We start from the raw sequence: 20,523 nt of genomic DNA, 5'->3' as shown, positions 1-20,523 counted from the left end.
GACCGACGAGCGGAGACCGTGCGATGGCGCAGGTGCACCCGTCCGGGCCAGGTCCCGTCCGCACCCCCCGCCGCAGGGTCCGCGGGCCCGTCCGGGTCCTGCTCGCGATGCTGCTCACCGCGCTCGTGGTCGGGGGCGCCGTGCCGTACGTGTCCGGCAGCGGCCGGGTCTACCTCAGCTACCTGGTGCTGGCCGAGCGGGACGACGCCGCCGGTGCCGCCCTGGCCGGGGCCGGGGCCCGGGCGGCGGGCGGGCAGGTGGTCCAGGAGTACCCGCAGATCGGGGCCGTACTGGCGTACGCCCCCGGCGGTTTCGCGGACGAGGTGCGGGCCAGGCCCGGGATCGCCGCCGTCGGGGCCACCCGCACCGCGCCGGTGGTCGGCCCGCCGCGGCCGCTGGACGGCGCCGGGGACTTCGCGGCCGGCACCGAACGCGCCGGGCGCAGCAGTGCGGACCGGTCGGGCGGGGCGGAGCGCTCCGGCGGGACCGACACCGCCGAACTGTCCGAGCGGCAGGAGGACACCACCCTCACGGTGCCCGACCCCGCCGAGCACGACGACTGGAACCTCGCCATGCTCGGTGCCCCCGGGGCCGGAGGCGGCGACGCGACCGCCGCGCCGGCCGGGCCCGCCACCGGGCCCGCCGCCGGGACTGCGCCGGAGGCGCTGCACAAGGTGCTCGTCGCGGTGCTCGACTCCGGCGTCGACGACACCCACCCCGACCTCAGGACCGCCGTCGACCCCAAGGCCTCCGCCTCGTGCGCCGACGGGCGCCCCGACCCGCGCACCGGCTCCTGGCGGCCCGACCCGGGGGTCGGCGAGAGCGGACACGGCACCCACGTCGCCGGGATCGTCGGCGCCGTCCGGGACGGCCGGGGCGCCACCGGGGTCGCGCCGGGCGTGCGGATCGCCGCCGTCCGGCTGCTCGGGCCGCTCGGCCAGTACTACGCGGAGAACATCGTCTGCGGCATGCTGTGGGCCGCCGACCACGGCGCCAAGGCGATCAACAACAGCTACTTCGCCGACCCGTGGAAGTACAACTGCCCGGAGGACCGCGACCAGGCCGCGCTGATCGCCGCCGTCGGCAGGGCCGCGGCCTACGCCCAGCGCAAGGGCGCCGTCGTCGTCGCCTCGGCGGGCAACGACGGGCAGGACCTCGGCGCGGCCAGGACGGACGAGCGCAGCCCGAACGACCGGGTCTCCGGCCCGGCGCAGTCCCGCCACCTGGGCACCGAGTGCATCAGGCTGCCCGGCGAGCTGCCCGGCGTCGTCACCGTCACGGCCGTCAACCGGGACGGCCGCCCCTCCGCGTACTCCAACTACGGGCGCGGCAAGGTCTCGTTGGCCGCGCCCGGCGGTGACCCGGACGGCGGGCCGCAGGGCGCGATCGTCTCCGACTGGCCCGGCGGGCAGTACGCGGCGCTGGCCGGCACCTCGATGGCGGCCGCGCACGTGACGGGCGTGGTCGCGGTGGCCGCCGCGCTCCACCCGGACTACGGCTCGGCCGCACTCGCCGGCCTGCTGGCCACCACGGCCGCGGCCGCCTGCCCGCCGGGGCCGTACGCGTGCGGGGACCGGCAGTACTTCGGTGCGGGGATGCTGGCGCTGCCGCGGTAGCGCTCCTGCCGCGGACCGGAAAATCGGGTGACGGGCGTTCGGCGGCGGGTGAGGATCGGGACATGACCGCATTCCTCACCACCGAACGGCTCGTGCTGCGCCGCTTCACCGCCGCGGACACGGACCGCCTGGTCGAACTGGACGGCGATCCCGAGGTGATGCGCCACCTCACCGGCGGGCGGCCGACGCCGCGGGGGGTCGTGGAGGACGAGCTGTTGCCGCTCTACCTCGCGCACTACGAGCGATACGGGGACCTGGGCTGGTGGGCCGCGGAGGAGCGGGAGGGCGGGGCCTTCCTGGGCTGGTTCGAGTTCCGGCCGACGGTGGCGGGCGAGCGCTGCGAGGTCGAGCTCGGGTACCGGCTGCGCCGGGCCGCCTGGGGACGCGGGTACGCGACCGAGGGCGCGCGGGCGCTGATCCGCCGCGGCTTCACCGGGCTCGGCGTGGAGCGGGTGGTGGCGTACACGATGACGGTCAACGCGGGCTCCCGGCGGGTGATGGAGAAGAGCGGCCTCTCGTACGTGCGGACCTTCCACGAGGACCACCCGGAGGCCATCCCCGGCAGCGAGCACGGCGAGGTCGAGTACGCCCTTGAGCGGGCACGGTGGCGGGGCTGACGCGTCCGGGGGCTCCGGTGACCGGTCCGGGATACTGGACGGCATGAGGCTGACGGAGTTCTGGCGACGGATGTACGAGCACTTCGGGGAGACGTACGCGGAGTCCTTCGCCTCCGACCACGTGATGAGCGAGCTCGGCGGGCGGACGGTCCGGCAGGCGCTGGACGCGGGCTGGGAGGCCAAGGACGTCTGGCGGGCGGTCTGCGAGACCCAGGGGGTCTCCGCGCTGCTCCGCTGAGCGGGTCCGCCGTCCCCCGGACGACGGTCGGATGTCGCCGAACCGGCCTTCGCCGCCGGGCCGATGGGACAGACTGTCCGAGTGACAAGTGACGCAGAACACCAGAATCCGGACAGGCCGGCCGAGGTGTCGGCCGAGGCGGGCAGCGGGAGCGGCGGGCTCTGGGGCGGCGGGATGCCGCGCTGGCTGCCCAGGGCGATGGTGCTCGCGTTCGTCCTGCTCGGCCTGTTCCAGCTCGCCGACTGGGCGTTCCGCCAGCTCATCGACCTCTTCGTGATGCTCCTGGTGGCCTTCTTCCTGTCGCTCGCGCTGGAGCCGGCCGTCGACCGGATGGCCGCGCGCGGGGTGCGCCGGGGCGTCGGGACGTTCCTGGTGTTCGTCGCGGTCGCGGTCGCCGTCCTCGGGTTCCTGGCGGCGCTCGGCACGCTGCTGGTGGACCAGGTCGCGAAGATCGCGGGGGACCTGCCGCACCTGGTCGACAACCTGATCACGTGGTTCAACGGGACGTTCCACCAGGACGTCTCGCTGGGCGAGTTGCAGAAGAAGCTGCTCAAGGACTCCGGCGCGATTGAGAGTTACGCCCAGCAGGCCGCCGACAACGTCTGGGGCCTGTCCTCCACCGTGATCGGCGGTCTCTTCCAGGCCTTCACGGTCGGGCTGTTCACCTTCTACTTCACCGCCGAGGGCCCGAGGGTCCGCCGGACGGTCTGCTCGATGCTGCCGCCGGCCAAGCAGGGCGAGGTGCTGCGGGCCTGGGAGATCGCGCTCGCCAAGACCGGTGGGTACCTGTACTCGCGCGCGCTGCTCGCGGTGGTGTCGGCGGCCGGGCACTGGGTGATGTTCGCGCTGCTGGACCTGCCGTACGCGGCCGCGCTGGCGATCTGGGTCGGCGTCATGTCGCAGTTCGTGCCGACCATCGGGACGTACCTCGCGGGTGCGCTGCCGGTGCTGGTGGCGCTCACCCTTGAGCCGGTGGACGCGCTGTGGGTGCTGGTGTTCACGGTGGTGTACCAGCAGGTCGAGAACTACCTGTTGCACCCGAGGATCACCGCGAGGACGGTGGACGTCCACCCGGCGGTGGCGTTCGGGGCGGTGATCGCGGGCGCGGCGCTGCTGGGTGCGGTGGGTGCGCTGATCGCCATTCCGGCGGCGGCCACGCTGCAGGGCTTCGTCGGGACGTACGTGCGGCGCTACGAGGTGGCGACCGACCCGCGGATCGACCGGGGCGAGCAGCGGCGGGCCCGGCGGGAGCTGCGCCGGGAGGCGGCGCGCCGGCTGCGGCGGATGGTCGGGGGCGGGCCGGACGAGGCGGGCTGAGCCGACCCGGCCCGCCTGGCAGCCCATGGAATCGAACAGAGTCGAACGGGGTCGGATCCGCCCCGGCCGCGCCGGGTAGGGCGGACGGGGTTCGCCGCGCGCCCCCGGTGGCGTGCGACGCTTGAATCGAACAGATGTTCTTTGTACTCTCCGGCGAGGAGTTTTCCACAGGCGGAGCCCGGTCGGGCTCGTTTGTCAGTGGGACGCGCTAGCGTCGAGGACGATGAAGCGCACAGCACAGAACCCGAAGGAAAAGGCCATGGCAGGTACGGACCGCGAGAAGGCCCTAGAGACCGCACTCGCCCAGATCGAGCGGCAGTTCGGCAAGGGCTCGGTGATGCGCCTCGGCGAGAAGGCCAACGAGCCGATCGACGTGATCTCCACCGGGTCCACCGCCCTGGACGTCGCCCTCGGGGTCGGTGGCATCCCCCGGGGCCGGGTGGTCGAGATCTACGGCCCCGAGTCCTCCGGAAAGACCACCCTGACGCTGCACCTGGCGGCCAACGCCCAGCGGGCCGGCGGCACGGTCGCGTTCGTCGACGCGGAGCACGCGCTCGACCCGGAGTACGCCAAGAAGCTCGGCGTGGACACCGACGCCCTGCTGGTCAGCCAGCCGGACACCGGTGAGCAGGCCCTGGAGATCACCGACATGCTGATCCGCTCCGGCGCGATCGACCTGGTGATCATCGACTCGGTCGCCGCGCTCGTCCCGCGCGCCGAGATCGAGGGCGAGATGGGCGACTCGCACGTCGGTCTGCAGGCCCGTCTGATGAGCCAGGCGCTGCGCAAGATCGCCGGTGCGCTGAACCAGTCGAACACCACCGCCGTGTTCATCAACCAGCTCCGCGAGAAGATCGGCGTCATGTTCGGCTCGCCGGAGACCACCACCGGTGGCCGCGCGCTGAAGTTCTACGCCTCCGTCCGCCTCGACATCCGCCGGATCGAGACGCTGAAGGACGGCACCGAGGCGGTGGGCAACCGCACCCGCGTCAAGGTGGTCAAGAACAAGGTCGCCGCGCCGTTCAAGCAGGCCGAGTTCGACATCCTCTACGGCGTCGGCATCAGCCGTGAGGGCGGCCTGATCGACATGGGCGTCGAGCACGGCTTCATCCGCAAGTCGGGTGCGTGGTACACCTACGAGGGCGACCAGCTCGGCCAGGGCAAGGAGAACGCCCGCAACTTCCTGCGGGACAACCCGCAGCTCGCCGACGAGATCGAGCGGAAGATCAAGGGCAAGCTCGGCATCGGCCCGAAGGTCGAGGAGCCCGCCGAGGGCGCGGCCGACACCGCCGCCGCGGACGGCGCCGCCAAGCCGATCACCGCGACCGCCGCCAAGACGGCCGCGGCGAAGAAGACGGCGGCGGCCGCCAAGGCCTGACCCGTTGATGCAGCACGACGAGGTGGGCGGCGCCGACCCGGCGTCGCCGGACGACGATTACGGGCCGCCGGACTGGTTCGCCGCCGTGGCGGAGGAGCCGGATCCGGAGCCGTCGGCGGCCGGACGGGCCCGGCCGCGCCGCCGACGGGAGCCGCGTTCGGTGGCGCGAGGGGCATCCGGCGCGGAGCCGGAGTTCGACCGGGCGCCGGTCCGGGCGGTGCGCGGCGCGGCGCCCGGACCGGGCCCGGCGGAGGGGCTGTCCGACGGGCTCGGGCTGGTCTCCGCCTCCGAGTTGCCCACCGGCCGCCGGCGCCGCCGCTCGGCGCTGGCCGAGGACGCCGACGGGTACGGGGAGCACGCGGAACCGGCGGACTACCGGGAGGCGGCCGGTCACGGGGGTGCGGCCGCCTCCGCCCCGCGCGGACGGACGACCGCACGGACGGGTGGCCGGGCGGGTGGGCGCCGACGCACCGAGCCGGACGGCGAGCCGGCCCGGCCGCGCGAGCCGAAGCGGGCCGGGGCCGAGGAGTCCGCAGACCCCGAGAGCCGAGCCCGCGACATCTGCCTGCGACTGCTCACCGGCGCTGCCAAGAGCCGCAAGCAGCTCGCCGACGCCCTGCGCAAGCGGGAGATCCCGGAGGACGTCGCCGACCAGGTGCTCACCCGGCTCGAAGAGGTCGGGCTGATCGACGACGCGGCCTTCGCCGCGGCCTGGGTGGAGTCCCGGCACGCCGTCCGGGGCCTGTCGCGGCGGGCGCTCGCCCAGGAACTGCGGACCAAGGGCGTGGCCGCCGACCTGGTCGAGCAGGCCGTGGCCCAGCTCGACCACGACGACGAGACGGAGGCCGCCCGGGCCCTGGTCGACCGCAAGCTCCGCAGCACCCGCGGGTTGGACCCGCAGGCCCGGATACGGCGGCTGGTCGGTGTGCTGGCCCGGCGCGGCTACTCCGAGGGGCTGGCCTTCCGGGTGGTGCGCGCGGCCATCGAGGAGGAGGACGCGGAGGAGACGACGGAGGAAGCCGCGGAATAGGCCGCCGAGGCGCTCGTGGTCGGCGGCACCGAACCGGAGGACGCGCACCGGACGTGATGACTGAGGGGGACGGGTGCCGGTTCCGTATGCGTCTTGGTCAACTCCAGGACGAGTCTTGACCATTCCGTGACCCGCACCTAGCCTCGCACTCAACCAGGGCGGCCCCGGGCGGCCTGCCGCGCGCGGGACGGGGAGTGGGCGGAATGAGGATCTCGGTGGGTGCCGGGCCGGTCGTCCCACTGCTGCCGGTGGCCGTGCCGGTCGTCGTCGTGGTGCTGGTCGTCGCGACGGTGCCGGTCTGGCTGCTGGTCCGGCGGCTCCAGGCCGCCCAGCGGCGCTCGACCGCGGAGGCCGAGCACGCCCGGCGGTGGGCGGAGGAGCAGGCCGCCCGGCTGCGTGCCGAACTCGACCGGCGCGAGGAGCGGCTGGCCGAGGAGCTGCGCAGGCTGCGCGCCCAGGAGGACGGATTCGCCGAGCGATCGGCCGCGTTGGAGCGCGCCCGGGGCGAGGCCGAGGCGCTGGTGACGCGCCGGGCGCAGGCGCTGGAACGCGCCGCCGGGCTGTCCGCCGCGCAGGCCCGCGCCGAACTCGTCCGCGAGGCCGGGGAGCTGGCCCGGCGGGAGGCCGCCGTCACCGTCCGGGAGATCGAGCGCGAGGCCAAGGAGGAGGGCGAGCGCCGTGCCCGGGACATCGTCGCGGGGGCGATCCAGCGGCTGGCGAGCGTGCAGACGGCGGAGAGCGCCGTCTCGGTCTTCCGGCTGCCGAGCGAGGACATGAAGGGCCGGATCATCGGCCGTGAGGGCCGCAACATCCGCGCCTTCGAGGCGGCCACCGGCGTCAACCTGATCATCGACGACACCCCGGCGTCGGTGCAGCTGTCCTGCTTCGACCCGGTCCGCCGGGAGACCGCCCGGCTCACCCTGGAGCAGTTGGTCGAGGACGGGCGGATCCAGCCGACCCGGATCGAGCAGGTCCACGAGCGCAGCCGCGAGGAGATCGAGCAGCGCTGCGTGCGGGCCGGCGAGGACGCGCTGCTGGCCGTCCGGGTCGGCGGGATGCACCCCGAACTCGTGCGCACCCTGGGTGCGTTGCGCTACCGGGTCTCGTACGGGCAGAACGTGCTCGGCCACCTGGTGGAGTCGGCGCACCTGGCCGGGATGATGGCCGCCGAGCTGGGGGTGGATCCGGAGCCGGTGCGGCGCTCGGCGCTGCTGCACGACATCGGCAAGGCGCTCACCCACGAGGTCGAGGGCACCCACGCGGCGGTCGGCGCGGACTTCGCCCGGCGCCACGGGGAGTCCGCGGAGGTGGTGCACGCGATCGCCGCGCACCACGGCGAGGTCGAGCCGCGCACCGTCGAGGCGGTGCTGGTCCAGGCGGCGGACGCCTGTTCGGGCGGGCGGCCGGGGGCGCGCAAGGAGTCGCTGGAGCTGTACGTGCGCAGGCTGGAGCGGCTGGAGGAGATCGCCCGCGCGCACGAGGGCGTGGCCGAGGTGTACGCGATGCAGGCCGGGCGCGAGGTGCGCGTCATGGTGCGGCCGGAGGTGGTGGACGACCTCGGGGCCGGGCTGATCGCCCGGGAGGTCGCCCGGCGGGTGTCCGAGGAGCTGACCTACCCGGGGCAGATCCGGGTGACGGTGGTCCGGGAGAGCCGGGTCACCGAGGTGGCGCGGTAGAGGGGTCGAGCCGCTCGGGGACGGCCTCCGGGGCCGACTCGGGTTCGGGCTCGGGCGTGCCGGTGAGCGGTGCCGGGCCGCCCCGGGCCCGGTCGGCGAGCGCCAGCAGGTCCTCGGCGGCGGCGCCCTGGGTGACGCCGACGAGGTGCCCATCCGGCCGGATCAGCAGCACGGTGTGCGGGCCGGCGTCCGGGTACTCCTCGGCGACGAGCACCTCGGCCGGGACGGGCAGGGCGTTCGCGACCTCGGCGAGCCGGGGCATCAGCCCGGCGCCCAACCAGTGCTCGGCGGACCAGACGGCGGTGCCGGGGGCCACGAGCAGCAGCAGGAAGGTCGAGCCGAGCCGGGCGTGGAGGTGGTCGGGGCTGCCGTCGGCGGAGAGCACCGGCAGGTCCGGCACGAGCACGCCGGGGGCGGTGGCGGGCAGCAGCTCGCTGAGCGAGGTGGTGCTGCGCGCGCCGCGCTGGACCGGCACCCGGCCGGGGACGCCCGAGGGCGCCGCCGGGTAGGCGGGCGCGCCGCCGAAGCGGCCGGAGCCGAGCTGGCCGTCGGCGAGCAGCGGCGCGTGCTTGCGGAAGCCGCCGACGAGCAGCGAGCGGCGGGTCTGCTGCCAGCCGCGCAGCGGGCGCAGCAGCGGCATGGACTGGTCGACGGCGCGCAGCCGGGCGCCGACGGCGCCGCGGCGCTCGGCCTCGTAGCCGTCCAGGAGGGAGCCGCCGGGCTGGGGACCGCCGGCGTGGAGGTGCCAGGCGAGGGCGAGCCGCCAGGCGAGGTTGTCGGCGTCGCGCAGCCCGTCGGCGAGGTTCTGCATGCCGAGGGCGCCGTGCAGGTGGGCGGCGTCGCCGGCGAGGAAGCAGCGGCCGCTGCGGAAGCGGGCGGCCAGGCGCTGCTGGGCGGTGTGGTCGGCGGCGGCGAGCAACTCGAAGCGGGGGAGCTCGCCGCACCAGCCGGTGAGGCTCGCGGTGACGCGGTTGAGCAGGGTGTCGCCCGTGACGACGCCGGGCCAGGTGGCGTGCGGGTCGACCTGCTCGGTGGGGGCGGGGCGGCCGGGCGGCAGGCGCCAGTCGAGCCGCCAGACGCCGTCCGGCAGGGGGCGGGCGGAGGCCTCGCGGTCGCCGCGCCACGGCGGCTCGCGGTGCAGCCGGGCGCCGTCGAAGGGCAGGTCGACCCGGACGGTGGCGATGGCGTTGCGGTCGACGGCGGGGCGGCCGGGGAAGCGGATCTTCAGGAGCTTGCGGATCGTGGAGCGGGCGCCGTCGCAGCCGACCAGGTGGCTGCCGCGCCACCAGGTGCTGGAGCCGTCCTGGGTGCCGTGGGTGCGGACGCTGACGCCGTCGCGGTCCTGGACCAGCTCGGTGACGCGGCTGAGCGGGACGAGTCTGACCAGCGGGGTGCCGGTGAGCGCGTCGCGCAAGCCGCGCTGGAGGCGGTGCTGCGGCAGGTGGAAGGTGGGCGAGTCGGTGAGGTCGATCCGCAGCACCTCCTGGCGGCGCCGCCAGATGGCGAAGGAGTCCCACAGGGCGGAGTCGGAGACGGCCCGGGGGTAGCCGATCCGGGTGAGGAAGGCGGTGGAGTCGGCCCCGAGGACGACGCTGCGCGGGCCCTCGGGGCAGAGCCCGGAGCCCTCGTCCAGGACGACGGTCGGCACCTCGTGCCGGGCGAGCGCGAGGGCCAGGGCCAGACCGACCGGTCCGGCCCCGACCACGATCACCGGGTCCATGCCGGGCCCTCCGGGCGGGGGTGGACCGTTCGGGCCCGGAAGGCCGGGCATGGGCAGGCCGTCAGGCTGGCGTCATATGCCGCGTGGAAGCTCCCGGGAGGTGTCACGAAGAGCAATGCAACAGTTCACCTGCGTGTCCGTCAAGCAGCAGCCGAAGTGCGCCGGTTCGCGCCGCGACGGCCGCGTGCTTCGATCCACCGGGCGAGCGCGGTGAGCAACAGGCACATCGCGACGTAGATCGGACCGATCACCAGGACCACGGGGATGTAGGGGAAGCCGGCGGCGTTCATCGGCTGGCTCGCGATCGCCTTACCGACGAACAGCAGCTCGTGGTACGTGATGATGAAGCCGAGCGAGGTGTCCTTGAGGGTGACGACCAGCTGGCCGATCATCGACGGCAGCATCGAGCGGACCGCCTGCGGCACCAGGATGCCGGCCATCACCTGGGTCTTGCGCATCCCGAGGGCGTACGCCGCCTCGGACTGGCCCCGGGGGACGGCGTTGACGCCGCTTCGGATGATCTCGGCCTGGACCGCGCCGTTGTAGAGGGTGAGGCCGAGCACCAGCGCCCACATCGGGTCCTTGGCGAAGAACGCGTAGTAGAGCGCGACGATGAGGATCAGCAGCGGCATCGCCCGGAAGAACTGGACGATCGCGGTGCACACCCAGCGCACCGGCTTGTGGTCGGAGAGCCGCCCGGCGGCGAGCAGCGAGCCGAGGGTGAGCGAGAACAGCGCCGCCAGGCCGAAGGCCTCCAGGGTGGAGAGCAGGCCGTCCAGGATCCGCTGCTGGATGGTGTTGTACTGGAAGACGTCCCAGAGCCCGGCGTCGAACTGGCCGTTGTCGGACAGCGCCGTGACGGCGTACCAGAGCAGGCCGGCGATCGCGACGAGCGACAGCACGCCGAACAGCCGGTACCGCGCGCGGGCCTTCGGACCGGGAGCGTCGTACAGGACGCTGGCGGTCGAGCCGCGGGTGAAGGGGCTGTTCATCGGGCCACCGCCAGTCGGGACTCCAGGAAGCGGAACAGGGTGGCGACCACGGCGCTGATCACCAGGTAGGCGCAGGCCACCCAGAAGAAGATCGAGAAGATCGAGTAGCCGCGCTCGGAGAAGGTCTGCTGCGAGCTGTACAGCTCGCTGACACTGAACGCGCCGGCGATCGCCGAGTTCCTCGGCAGGGCTATGAACACGCTGCTCATCGGGGCGAGCACGGTCCGGGCGGCCTGCGGCAGGACGACCAGGGTGAGCGTCTGGCCGAAGGTCATGCCGAGGCTGCGGGCGGCCTCGGCCTGGCCGAGCGGCACGGTGTTGATGCCCGAGCGCAGCACCTCGCAGACGAACGAGGCGGTGTACCCGCCGAGCGCCAGCGTCGCGAAGGTGAGGTGCTCGAAGTGCACGTCGAGCGCGGGCAGCCCGAACTCGACGGCGAAGAACAGCAGGGTCAGCGGCGTGTTGCGGAAGATCGTCACCCAGCCGGTGCCGAAGGCGCGCAGCACCGGGACCGGGGAGACCCGGAAGGCCGCCAGCAGGGTGCCCAGCAGCAGGGCGAGCAGCGCGCTGAGGGCGCTCAGCTCGATCGTCTGCAGGAAGCCGTCGCGGAACAGCGCGAAGTTGCCGTCCTCGAACAGGAAACCCATCCGGCGGCCCTCCTCTCAGGAGCGGTAAGGAATCGGGCGGGTGGATCAGTAGCGCTCGAGCGCCGGCGGGGTGGGCGCCGCGGAGCCGGAGAGGCCGAGGGTCGCGTCGTACGCCTTCTTCCAGTCGCCGTTGTCCTGGTGCGCCTTGATCGAGTCGTTGATGGCGTTGCGCAGGGCCGCGTCGTCCTTGTTGAGGCCGACGCCGTACTTCTCCTGGGTGAACGGCTGGCCGACCACCTTGAGCTTGGGGGCGTACTTGGAGGCGTAGCCCTTGAGGATGGCGTCGTCCGTGGTGACGGCGTCGACCTCGCCGGACAGCAGCTTCTCGACGCAGGCCGAGTAGGTGTCGAACTGCGTGATCTTCGGGTTGTACTGCTGGATGTTCTTGATGGACGTCGAGCCGGTGGCGGTGCAGACGTTCTTGCCCGCGACCGAGTCCTTGCCGGTGATGTCCTTGTTGTCGGCCTTCACCAGCAGGTCCTGGCCGGCGATGTAGTACGGGCCGGCGAAGGAGACCGACTTCTTGCGCTCGTCGTTGATGCTGTAGGTGCCGACGTAGAAGTCGATCTGGCCCTTGGCGATGGCGGGCTCGCGCTGCGAGGAGACCAGGGTCTGCCACTTGATCTGCTGCGGGGTGAAGCCGAGGTCGGCGGCGACCATCTTGGCGATCTCGATGTCGAAGCCGCTGCGGTCGCCGCTGGCGACGTCCTCCCAGCCGAGGAACGGCTGGTCGGCCTTGGCACCGATGATCAGCTGGCCGCGCTTGTGGGCCTCGGCGAGCACCGCCGAGTCGATCTTGGCGTCGGTCTTGACCGTGTAGGTCGGCAGCGCGGGGGCGCCGCTGGGGGTGGCGGCGGCGTCGGGCGAGCCGTCCTTGCCGCACGCGGCGGTGGCGGTGAGCGCGACGGCACAGAGCGCGACGGCGAGGGTGCGACGAGTCCTCATGAGGGTTGTTCTCCTGGGGGCTGGGCCACGGGGTCAACCGGGCTCTGGCGTCTGGAAGTTGTGCGCAGGGGCGGGCCGGCCGGCGCCGTTGCCGGGCCGGCCTTCCGGGGGAGGCGGAGCGTCAGTGGTGCAGGATCTTGGAGAGGAAGTCCTTGGCGCGCTCGGAGCGTGGCGCGGTGAAGAAGGCGTCCGGCGTGTTCTGCTCGACGATCTTGCCGTCGGCCATGAACAGCACCCGGTTCGCGGCGGAGCGGGCGAAGCCCATCTCGTGGGTGACCACGACCATCGTCATGCCGTCGGCGGCCAGCTGGCGCATGACCTCCAGCACCTCGTTGACCATCTCCGGGTCGAGGGCCGAGGTGGGCTCGTCGAAGAGCATCACCTTCGGCTTCATGGCCAGCGCGCGGGCGATCGCCACGCGCTGCTGCTGGCCGCCGGACAGCTGGGCCGGGTACTTGTCCGCCTGCGCGCCGACGCCGACGCGCTCCAGCAGCTCCCGGGCCGTCTTCTCGGCCTGCGGGCGCGGCACCTTGCGCACCTTGACCTGGCCCATGACCACGTTCTCCAGCACGGTCTTGTGGGCGAACAGGTTGAAGCTCTGGAACACCATGCCGACCTCGGCGCGCAGCCGGGCCAGCTCCTTGCCCTCGGCGGGCAGCGGGCGGCCGTCGATGGTGATGGTGCCGGAGTCGATGGTCTCCAGCCGGTTGATCGTCCGGCAGAGCGTGGACTTGCCCGAGCCGGAGGGCCCGATCAGCACCACGACCTCGCCCTGGGTGATCCGCAGGTCGATGCCCTGGAGCACGTGGAGGGCGCCGTAGTGCTTGTTCACGCCGTCCAGCACGACCAGCGGAGCGGCTGCGGACTTCGAGTCCATGATCGGATTCCCGGTCATCGCGCCTGCTCTCTCGTTCGGCCCGCGAAGTCTGAACTCCCTTGGGCTGCAATGGTGGTACGAAATCCGGGGGCCGCAGCCGGCGGAGCCGCAGCCCCCGGTGGGCCGACCATAGGAGCCGTGACGATGCCCCGTCAGCCGATCTGAGCGGAACTTGAGCATCACGAAACGGCCACACGGTGCTCGCACGCTGTTCGTCCGGCCGCGATCGGGGCACGGTTGACGTCGGCGGCCGCCGCGCGGTGCGTCCCCGGGGGCCCCGCCGCACGGCCGAACCTGGCGCCCGGCGGCCCGCTGGCCCATACTGCGCAGGACCGGGACCGACCGAGCGGCCCCGGTGATCACCGCCCGGGGGAGCTCCCGGGGCCCCTGGAGACGTCGGGGAACGGGGAAGGAGGAGACGTGCGACTGCTGCTCGTCGAGGACGACGAACGCGTGGCCGCGGCGCTGGTCGCGGTGCTGGGACGGCACGGGTTCCAGGTCCGGCACGCCCGCAGCGGGCACGAGGCCCTGGACGCGCTGGTGCCGGACGGCAACGAGCCGTACCGGGTGGTGCTGCTCGACCTCGGGCTGCCCGACCGCGACGGCTTCGAGGTGTGCAGCCGGATCCGGGCCGGCAGCGGCGTCCCGGTGATCATGGTCACCGCCCGCGCCGACATCCGCTCCCGGATCCACGGCCTCAACCTCGGCGCCGACGACTACGTCACCAAGCCGTACGACATGGGCGAGCTGCTCGCCCGCATCCACGCCGTCGCCCGGCGCGGCGCCGTGCCCTCCGCCGCGTCGCCGGCCGCGCCCGACGCCGTCCCGCAGCAGCGCGGCCCGCTGGAGTCCCGCGGCATCCGGATCGACCGGGAGCGCCGCCGGGTCAGCGTGGACGGCCGCGACGTGCCGCTCACCCGCAAGGAGTTCGACCTGCTCGCGCTGCTCGCCCAGAGCCCCGGCGTGGTCTACCGCCGCGAGCAGATATTCAGCGAGGTGTGGCGCAGCGGCTGGGAGGGCAACGGCCGCACGCTGGAGGTCCACATCGGCTCGCTGCGCAACAAGCTCGCCCTGCCGGGCCTGGTCGAGGCCGTGCGCGGCGTCGGCTACCGGCTGATCCCCGAGTCCCCGGCGGCCGCTCCGGACGCGCCCCCGGCCGCCGCGGAGCACTGACCGTACGTGCGCAATCGCCTGCTCGGCATCCTGCTCGCCCTGATGGTCTGCGTCCTGGCCGCCCTCGGGCTGCCGCTCGCGGCGGCGGTCGCGGCGGCCCAGCAGACCAAGGTGGTCGTCGACCGGCTCGACGACGCCGCCCGCTTCGCCCAGGACCTGCCCACCGCCGGCACCTCGTACGCGGCCCGCAAGGGCGACCCGGGGCCCGCCCCCGGCGACCTCAGCCGGCGCAACGCGATCGACGCCGAGGTCGCCCGCTACTACGACCTGTACGGCGTGCGCCTCGGCATCTTCCAGCGCGACGGCGTCCCGATCGCCGCCGCGCCGAAGAACTGGACGGTGCCCTCCGGCGGCTCCGGCGCGCAGGCCTTCCAGGAGGCGCTGGACGGGCGGCGCAGCCACAACCCGCCCCAGGTCTGGCCGTGGACCGGTGACCGCACGGTCATCGTCGCGGCCCCGGTGGTGCGCGACGGCGACGTCGTCGCCGTGGTGCTCAGCGAGTCGCCGACCGGGGCGCTGCGCACCCGGATCCTGCACAGCTGGCTGGTGATCGGGGCCGGCGAGGCCGCCGCGATGATCGTCGCGGTGCTGCTCGCCGTCCGGCTCACCGAGTGGGTGCTGCGCCCGGTGCGCACCCTGGACCGGGCCACCCACGACATCGCCACCGGCCGGATGAACGCCCGGGTCGCCCCCGGCGGCGGCCCGCCCGAGCTGCAGCGGCTCGCGCGCTCGTTCAACGAGATGGCCGACCACGTCGTGCTCGCCCTGGACCAGCAGAAGGCCTTCGTCGCGGACGCCTCCCACCAGCTGCGCAACCCGCTGGCCGCGCTGCTGCTGCGGGTCGAGGTGCTCGGCCTGGAACTGCCCGAGGGGCACGAGGAGGAGCTGGGCGTGGTCCGCGAGGAGGGCGCCAGGCTGGCCCGGGTGCTGGACGACCTGCTCGGCCTCGCCACCGCCGAGCACGCCCGCCCCGAGCCCGAGCCGACCGACCTCGCCGCGCTCACACTCGCCCGGGTCGACGCGTGGCGGACGGTCGCCGTGCAGCGCGGCATCGAGCTGCGCTGGGACGGCCCGGCGCTCGCGCTCGGCATGGCCGACCCGATCGGCTTCGGCTCGGCGCTGGACGCGGTCCTGGACAACGCGCTCAAGTTCTCCCCGGAGGGCAGCCGGGTGCGGCTGCGGGTCGCGGTGCGGCGTGACGACGTCGCGGTGACGGTCAGCGACGCCGGGCCGGGCCTCACCGAGGAGGAGGTCTCCCGGGCGGGCGACCGGTTCTGGCGCAGCCCGCGGCACCAGAACGTGGACGGTTCCGGGCTCGGCCTGTCGATCGCCCGCACCCTGCTGCTGGCGGGCGGCGGCTCGCTCGGCTTCGCCCCGGTCAAGCCGACCGGGCTCGCGGTGACCCTGGCCGTTCCCCGTCCGGGGAAGCAGTAGGTCAGGGCTTCACCGAGCGGTAGTAGCGCATCGCGCCCTCGTGGAGGGGGAGCGGGTCGGTGTACACGGCGGTGCGCAGGTCGACCAGCTGGGCGGCGTGGACCTGCGCCCCTATCTGGTCGCGGCTGTCGATCACCGCTTCGGTCATGCCCTGGACCAGGCCGGGGTCGACGTCGTCCCGGGTGATCAGCAGGTTGGGCACCGCCACGGTGGCGACGGCGTCCTGGGGCTCGGCGTTCGGGTAGGTGCCCTTGGGCATGGTGGCCGCCCGGTAGGCGTCGGTGCCGCCGCCCTCGGCCTTGTGGAGCTGCTCGGACAGGTCGGCCAGCGGGACGATCCTGATCCGGACGTGGTCGGAGAGGTCGGTCAGGGCGCTGGTGGGCAGGCCGCCGGACCAGAAGAAGGCGTCCACCCTGCCCTCGCGCAGGTCGTCGGCGGCGTCGCCGACCCCGTCCGGCACGCCCTTGATGTCCCGGTCCGGGTCCAGGCCGGCGGCGGTCAGCAGCCGTCTGGTCACCAGGTTCACCCCGGACTGCGGCAGGCCCACGCCCACCCGCAGGCCCTTGAGGTCGGCGGTGCGCTGGACCGGCGAGGAGGCCGGGACGATCAGCTGGAGGTAGTCGTCGTAGAGCCGGGCGATCGCCCGCAGCCGGTCCTTGCCGGGGCCCTGGTAGTCGGCGACGGCGTCGGCCGTCGCTATGGCGAACTGGTCCCGGCCGTCGGCCACCCGCTTCAGGTTCTCGACCGAGCCGTCGGTGTTGTCGAGCGCCAGCCGAACCCCGGGCATCGACCTGGCGACGTGCGCCTGCAGCAGCTGCCCGTACCGGTCGTAGACCCCGCGCTGCACACCCGTCGCGAAGCGCGTCTCCCCGCGCGGGTAGCCGGGCGAGCGGCCCGCCGACAGCCACCACCCGCCGAGTCCCGCCAGCAGCAGGGCCAGCACCAGGACCGTCCGCCACAGCGGGCTTCGGGCGGCCGCGCGGAGCACGGCGCCCGGACGTGAGGGAACGGTGGGGGTCATGCAGGGATACTGCCAGGCGCCCCGGCAGAACGGGAGGGGCCGCCGGGCCGCCGTCCGTGAAAAAGCCCTTCACGCGTGCCCGTACCCTGGTCTGGTGAGCGGTGAGAGCGGATTGAAGAGCTACAAGGTCGTCACGCACGGCTGTCAGATGAACGTCCACGACTCCGAGCGCCTGTCCGGGCTGCTGGAGGAGGCGGGCTACGTCAAGGCCGGGCCCGAGGGCGACCCGGACCTGGTGGTGTTCAACACCTGCGCGGTGCGCGAGAACGCCGACAACAAGCTGTACGGCAACCTCGGGCAGCTCGCGCCGGCCAAGGGCCGCAACCAGGGCATGCAGATCGCCGTCGGCGGCTGCCTGGCGCAGAAGGACCGCGACACCATCGTCCAGCGCGCCCCCTGGGTCGACGTGGTGTTCGGCACCCACAACATCGGCCACCTGCCGGCGCTCCTGGAGCGGGCCGCGGTCGAGAAGAAGGCCCAGGTCGAGATCCTGGAGTCGCTGGAGACCTTCCCCTCCACGCTGCCCACCCGCCGCGAGTCCGCCTACGCCGCCTGGGTCTCGATCTCCGTCGGCTGCAACAACACCTGCACCTTCTGCATCGTGCCCGCGCTGCGCGGCAAGGAGGAGGACCGCCGCCCCGGCGACGTCCTCGCCGAGATCGAGGCGCTGGTGGACGAGGGCGTCATCGAGGTGACCCTGCTCGGCCAGAACGTCAACGCCTACGGTTCCGACCTGGGCGACCGCGAGGCCTTCTCCAAGCTGCTGCGCGCCGCCGGCCAGGTCGAGGGCCTGGAGCGGATCCGCTTCACCTCCCCGCACCCGCGCGACTTCACCGACGACGTCATCGCCGCGATGGCCGAGACGCCGAACGTGATGCACCAGCTGCACATGCCGCTGCAGTCCGGCTCGGACCGCGTCCTCAAGGCGATGCGCCGCTCCTACCGGCAGGAGCGTTTCCTCGGGATCATCCGCAAGGTCCGCGAGGCCATGCCGGACGCGGCCATCTCCACCGACATCATCGTGGGCTTCCCCGGCGAGACCGAGGAGGACTTCGAGGAGACGATGCACGTCGTCCGCGAGGCGCGCTTCACCAACGCCTTCACCTTCCAGTACTCCAAGCGCCCCGGCACCCCGGCCGCGGAGATGGCGGACCAGGTGCCGAAGGCCGTCGTGCAGGCCCGCTACGACCGGCTCATCGCGCTCCAGGAGGAGATCTCCTGGGACGAGAACAAGAAGCAGGTCGGCCGCACGCTGGAGATCCTGGTCGCCGAGGGCGAGGGCAAGAAGGACGGCAAGACCGACCGCCTCTCCGGGCGCGCCCCCGACAACCGCCTCGTGCACTTCACCCGGCCCGCCGAGCCGGTGCGCCCGGGCGACGTGGTGACCGTCGAGATCACCTACGCCGCCCCGCACCACCTGCTGGCCGAGGGCCCGGCCCTCGCGGTGCGCCGCACCCGCGCGGGCGACGCGTGGGAGAAGCGCCAGGCCAAGCCCGCCGCCAAGCCGGCCGGCGTGATGCTCGGCCTGCCGACCGTCGGCGCCCCGGCCGCGCTGCCGCTGGCGGCCCCGGCGGGCGGCTGCTGCGGGGACTGACGCTCGCTCCCGGGCAGGACGTCGCGGCGGCCCGGCAGGACCTTCGGGTCCCGCCGGGCCGCCGTGCTTCTTGGTTAGAGTGATCCACATGCTGGTAGCCGCCGCCGTGTGCCCCTGTCCGCCGCTGCTCGTCCCCGAGGTCGCCGCCGGGGCGGCGAGCGAGCTGGACGCGCTGCGGGCCGCCTGCGACGAGGCGCTGGCGGCGCTGGTCGCGGCCGGGCCGGAGCTCGTCGTGGTGGTCGGCGCCGGGCCCGGGGCCGAGGTGTGGACCGAGGGCGGGGCGGGCTCCTTCCACCGTTACGGGGTCCCCCTGGTGGCCAAACTGCCGGGCGGCCGGGTCGAGGGGCCGCAGCTCGCGCCCTCGCTGACCGTCGGGGCGTGGCTGCTGGAACGTGCCGGGGTGACCCTGCCGACGCACGCCTGCGCCGTGCCCGAGGACGCCCCCGCCGACCGCATGCTCGGGCTGGGCCAGGGCCTGGCCGGGCTGGCCGACCGGGTCGCCCTGCTGGTGCTCGGCGGCGGCAGCGCCTGCCGCACGGTGAAGGCGCCCGGCTACCTGGACGAGCGCGCCGAGGGCTACGACGCGGCGCTGGCCGCCGCCCTGGGCTCGGCCGACCTCCCCGCCCTGGCCGCGCTGGACGCCGCCCTGGCCGCCGAACTGAAGGCCGACGGCCGGGCACCCTGGCAGGTGCTGGCCGGCGCCGCCGAGGGCGCCGGCCTCACCGCGCGGCTCGGCTACCAGGACGCGCCGTACGGCGTCGGGTACTTCGTGGCGTCCTGGAGCTGATCACCGCCGCACCCGCGCTCAGGCGTGCGGCGCCCGGCCGTTGCCGCCGGTGCCCTCCTCACGGGGCCCCGGCTTGTGGGCGAAGTCGTCGACCGCGCCCTTGGCCTTGCTGGCGCCGTGCTCGATCTTGTCGCTGTACTTGCCCTTGGTCGCCTTGTCGATGGCGCCGCCGGCCTTGTCCACCATGCTGTCGATCTGGTCGTGGTGCTTGCCGGCGAGCTCGCTGGCACGCTCCTTGAGCTCCTCGGCCTTGCCCTTGAGGTTGTCCATCAGGCCCATGGCGATCTCCTTCTTTCCCGGTGTCCTGCCCAACGTCCGGGAGGGGTAAAGCGTTCGCAAACCGGACCAGGGCGTGGAAAAGGCCGGAAACAGTCACATCGTCGCGCCGCCGGGGGCGGGAGGCAGCCGGGTGCCCGGCCCCTCGGCGGTTTTGCGAGACTGGAGCGGTGAGCAGCTCCCGCACCGTCCAGCCCCCCGTCGTGTCGATCGTCGGGGCGACCGCCGCCGGCAAGTCCGACCTCGCCGTGGCCGTCGCCCGCAGCCTCGGCGGCGAGATCATCAACACCGACTCGATGCAGCTCTACCGGGGCATGGACATCGGCACCGCCAAGCTCACGACGGACGAGCGGGGCGGGATCCCGCACCACCTGATGGACGTCTGGGACGTCACCGAGGCCGCCAGCGTCGCCGAGTACCAGCGGCTGGCCCGCGCCGAGATCGACCGGCTCCTCGCCGCCGGGCGGGCCGCGGTGCTGGTCGGCGGCTCCGGGCTGTACGTCCGGGCGGCGATCGACGAGATGGAGTTCCCCGGCACCGACCCGGCCGTCCGCGCCCGGCTGGAGGCGGAGCTCGCCGAGGCCGGCCCGTACGCGCTGCACCGGCGGCTGGCCGGGCTCGACCCGGCGGCGGCCGAGGCCATCCTGATCAGCAACGGGCGGCGGATCGTCCGTGCGCTGGAGGTCATCGAGATCACCGGGCAGCCGTTCACCGCCAACCTGCCGAGCAACACCGCCGTCTACGACGCCGTGCAGATCGGCGTCGCGGTGCCGCGCCCCGAACTGGACGAGCGGATCGCCCTGCGCGTCGACCGGATGTGGGAGGCCGGGCTGCTCGACGAGGTGCGCGCGCTCGAACGGGTCGGGCTGCGCGAGGGCAGGACCGCCTCCCGGGCGCTCGGGTACCAGCAGGTCCTCGACCACTTCGCCGGCGAGTGCACGGAGGACGAGGCGAGGGCCGAAACCGTACGGGCCACCAAGCGCTTCGCCCGCCGCCAGGAGTCCTGGTTCCGCCGGGACGGCCGGATCCACTGGCTCTCCCGCCCGGCCGGAACCGACCCGGTCGAGCTGCTGGAACGCTCCCTTGAGCTGATCGGGCGTCAGAACGAGCCGGCCGCGTAGGCGGGATCCGGCCACTTCGGCGGTGCAGCTGCGCGAGCACGTGGCCGTGCAGGACCAACCGGGG

At 73.8% G+C, this 20,523-nt stretch carries 19 protein-coding genes; 12 read left to right on the top strand and 7 right to left on the bottom strand.

The features are described from left to right. The first annotated feature begins 23 nt into the window (after positions 1–23). The 7 genes from AB0C76_RS16060 to rny all read left to right on the top strand — a co-directional run bounded on the left by AB0C76_RS16060 (position 24) and on the right by rny (position 7,872). Positions 24–1,616, top strand: a complete 1,593-nt coding sequence (locus AB0C76_RS16060; protein WP_359964916.1) for a S8 family serine peptidase — start codon at positions 24–26, stop codon at positions 1,614–1,616. 62 nt (positions 1,617–1,678) lie between these two features. Beyond that, positions 1,679–2,233, top strand: a complete 555-nt coding sequence (locus AB0C76_RS16055; protein WP_359964914.1) for a GNAT family N-acetyltransferase — start codon at positions 1,679–1,681, stop codon at positions 2,231–2,233. A 43-nt stretch (positions 2,234–2,276) separates the two neighbouring features. Further along, complete coding sequence (locus AB0C76_RS16050; protein ID WP_359964912.1) at positions 2,277–2,471, top strand: DUF3046 domain-containing protein; 195 nt, start codon at positions 2,277–2,279, stop codon at positions 2,469–2,471. Positions 2,472–2,597: 126 nt separating this feature from the next. Beyond that, positions 2,598–3,788: an AI-2E family transporter gene (locus tag AB0C76_RS16045; RefSeq protein WP_359964951.1), complete on the top strand. Its 1,191-nt coding sequence runs from the start codon at positions 2,598–2,600 to the stop codon at positions 3,786–3,788. Between the two features lie 259 nt (positions 3,789–4,047). Further along, positions 4,048–5,166: a recombinase RecA gene (gene recA / locus AB0C76_RS16040; RefSeq protein ID WP_359964910.1), complete on the top strand. Its 1,119-nt coding sequence runs from the start codon at positions 4,048–4,050 to the stop codon at positions 5,164–5,166. 7 nt (positions 5,167–5,173) lie between these two features. Then, on the top strand, positions 5,174–6,196 hold the full coding sequence (gene recX, locus AB0C76_RS16035; RefSeq protein WP_359964908.1) for a recombination regulator RecX: 1,023 nt from the start codon (positions 5,174–5,176) through the stop codon (positions 6,194–6,196). Positions 6,197–6,399: 203 nt separating this feature from the next. Beyond that, a complete protein-coding gene (gene rny / locus AB0C76_RS16030; protein ID WP_359964906.1) occupies positions 6,400–7,872 on the top strand; it encodes a ribonuclease Y in 1,473 nt (490 codons plus the stop codon). Here the strand turns inward: rny and AB0C76_RS16025 are convergent. The 5 genes from AB0C76_RS16025 to AB0C76_RS16005 all read right to left on the bottom strand — a co-directional run bounded on the left by AB0C76_RS16025 (position 7,853) and on the right by AB0C76_RS16005 (position 13,053). Then, on the bottom strand, positions 7,853–9,592 hold the full coding sequence (locus tag AB0C76_RS16025) for an FAD-dependent monooxygenase (RefSeq protein ID WP_359964904.1): 1,740 nt from the start codon (positions 9,590–9,592) through the stop codon (positions 7,853–7,855). The genes rny and AB0C76_RS16025 overlap by 20 nt on opposite strands. Positions 9,593–9,732: 140 nt before the next feature. Next, complete coding sequence (locus tag AB0C76_RS16020; RefSeq protein WP_359964902.1) at positions 9,733–10,584, bottom strand: amino acid ABC transporter permease; 852 nt, start codon at positions 10,582–10,584, stop codon at positions 9,733–9,735. Continuing rightward, a complete protein-coding gene (locus tag AB0C76_RS16015; RefSeq protein ID WP_359964900.1) occupies positions 10,581–11,231 on the bottom strand; it encodes an amino acid ABC transporter permease in 651 nt (216 codons plus the stop codon). The genes AB0C76_RS16020 and AB0C76_RS16015 overlap by 4 nt, the downstream gene beginning before the upstream one ends. A 45-nt stretch (positions 11,232–11,276) precedes the next feature. After that, complete coding sequence (locus tag AB0C76_RS16010; protein ID WP_359964898.1) at positions 11,277–12,176, bottom strand: glutamate ABC transporter substrate-binding protein; 900 nt, start codon at positions 12,174–12,176, stop codon at positions 11,277–11,279. 121 nt (positions 12,177–12,297) lie between these two features. After that, positions 12,298–13,053 (bottom strand): amino acid ABC transporter ATP-binding protein, encoded by a 756-nt coding sequence (locus AB0C76_RS16005; RefSeq protein ID WP_359964896.1) that lies wholly within the window; start codon positions 13,051–13,053, stop codon positions 12,298–12,300. Positions 13,054–13,473: 420 nt separating this feature from the next. Between AB0C76_RS16005 and AB0C76_RS16000 the strand changes: the two genes are divergently transcribed. Both AB0C76_RS16000 and AB0C76_RS15995 read left to right on the top strand, forming a co-directional pair. After that, the gene (locus tag AB0C76_RS16000; protein WP_359964894.1) at positions 13,474–14,226 is read left to right on the top strand and encodes a response regulator transcription factor; all 753 of its coding nucleotides are present in this window, start codon (positions 13,474–13,476) and stop codon (positions 14,224–14,226) included. Between the two features lie 6 nt (positions 14,227–14,232). Beyond that, on the top strand, positions 14,233–15,660 hold the full coding sequence (locus AB0C76_RS15995; RefSeq protein WP_359964892.1) for a HAMP domain-containing sensor histidine kinase: 1,428 nt from the start codon (positions 14,233–14,235) through the stop codon (positions 15,658–15,660). Between the two features lies 1 nt (position 15,661). Here AB0C76_RS15995 and AB0C76_RS15990 read toward each other — a convergent pair whose 3' ends face one another. Beyond that, complete coding sequence (locus AB0C76_RS15990; RefSeq protein ID WP_359964890.1) at positions 15,662–16,681, bottom strand: TAXI family TRAP transporter solute-binding subunit; 1,020 nt, start codon at positions 16,679–16,681, stop codon at positions 15,662–15,664. A 94-nt stretch (positions 16,682–16,775) separates the two neighbouring features. Here AB0C76_RS15990 and miaB point away from each other — a divergent pair, with 94 nt between their 5' ends. Both miaB and AB0C76_RS15980 read left to right on the top strand, forming a co-directional pair. Then, on the top strand, positions 16,776–18,275 hold the full coding sequence (miaB, locus tag AB0C76_RS15985) for a tRNA (N6-isopentenyl adenosine(37)-C2)-methylthiotransferase MiaB (RefSeq protein ID WP_359964888.1): 1,500 nt from the start codon (positions 16,776–16,778) through the stop codon (positions 18,273–18,275). Between the two features lie 88 nt (positions 18,276–18,363). Next, positions 18,364–19,062 (top strand): hypothetical protein, encoded by a 699-nt coding sequence (locus AB0C76_RS15980; protein ID WP_359964886.1) that lies wholly within the window; start codon positions 18,364–18,366, stop codon positions 19,060–19,062. Between the two features lie 18 nt (positions 19,063–19,080). On the opposite strand, the gene AB0C76_RS15975 is transcribed toward AB0C76_RS15980, so the two are convergent. Beyond that, positions 19,081–19,341, bottom strand: a complete 261-nt coding sequence (locus AB0C76_RS15975) for an antitoxin (RefSeq protein WP_359964884.1) — start codon at positions 19,339–19,341, stop codon at positions 19,081–19,083. Between the two features lie 167 nt (positions 19,342–19,508). Here AB0C76_RS15975 and miaA point away from each other — a divergent pair, with 167 nt between their 5' ends. Continuing rightward, positions 19,509–20,459: a tRNA (adenosine(37)-N6)-dimethylallyltransferase MiaA gene (miaA, locus tag AB0C76_RS15970; protein ID WP_359964882.1), complete on the top strand. Its 951-nt coding sequence runs from the start codon at positions 19,509–19,511 to the stop codon at positions 20,457–20,459. The last annotated feature ends 64 nt before the right edge of the window (positions 20,460–20,523 follow it).

The sequence above is a fragment of the Kitasatospora sp. NPDC048722 genome, from assembly GCF_040650235.1.
Lineage (GTDB): Bacteria > Actinomycetota > Actinomycetes > Streptomycetales > Streptomycetaceae > Kitasatospora.
The sequence above is the reverse complement of the archived record's forward strand: the minus strand, read 5'-3'. Positions and strand labels throughout refer to the sequence as shown.

Coding starts and splice junctions, on each gene's coding strand:
- rny (WP_359964906.1), top strand. CDS start 6,400: ATGAGGATCTCGGTGGGTGCCGGGCCGGTCGTCCCACTGCTGCCGGTG.
- AB0C76_RS16015 (WP_359964900.1), bottom strand. CDS start 11,231: ATGGGTTTCCTGTTCGAGGACGGCAACTTCGCGCTGTTCCGCGACGGC.
- AB0C76_RS16025 (WP_359964904.1), bottom strand. CDS start 9,592: ATGGACCCGGTGATCGTGGTCGGGGCCGGACCGGTCGGTCTGGCCCTG.
- AB0C76_RS16060 (WP_359964916.1), top strand. CDS start 24: ATGGCGCAGGTGCACCCGTCCGGGCCAGGTCCCGTCCGCACCCCCCGC.
- recA (WP_359964910.1), top strand. CDS start 4,048: ATGGCAGGTACGGACCGCGAGAAGGCCCTAGAGACCGCACTCGCCCAG.
- AB0C76_RS15980 (WP_359964886.1), top strand. CDS start 18,364: ATGCTGGTAGCCGCCGCCGTGTGCCCCTGTCCGCCGCTGCTCGTCCCC.
- AB0C76_RS15990 (WP_359964890.1), bottom strand. CDS start 16,681: ATGACCCCCACCGTTCCCTCACGTCCGGGCGCCGTGCTCCGCGCGGCC.
- AB0C76_RS15975 (WP_359964884.1), bottom strand. CDS start 19,341: ATGGGCCTGATGGACAACCTCAAGGGCAAGGCCGAGGAGCTCAAGGAG.
- AB0C76_RS16005 (WP_359964896.1), bottom strand. CDS start 13,053: ATGGACTCGAAGTCCGCAGCCGCTCCGCTGGTCGTGCTGGACGGCGTG.
- recX (WP_359964908.1), top strand. CDS start 5,174: ATGCAGCACGACGAGGTGGGCGGCGCCGACCCGGCGTCGCCGGACGAC.
- AB0C76_RS16050 (WP_359964912.1), top strand. CDS start 2,277: ATGAGGCTGACGGAGTTCTGGCGACGGATGTACGAGCACTTCGGGGAG.
- AB0C76_RS16020 (WP_359964902.1), bottom strand. CDS start 10,584: ATGAACAGCCCCTTCACCCGCGGCTCGACCGCCAGCGTCCTGTACGAC.
- AB0C76_RS16010 (WP_359964898.1), bottom strand. CDS start 12,176: ATGAGGACTCGTCGCACCCTCGCCGTCGCGCTCTGTGCCGTCGCGCTC.
- AB0C76_RS16055 (WP_359964914.1), top strand. CDS start 1,679: ATGACCGCATTCCTCACCACCGAACGGCTCGTGCTGCGCCGCTTCACC.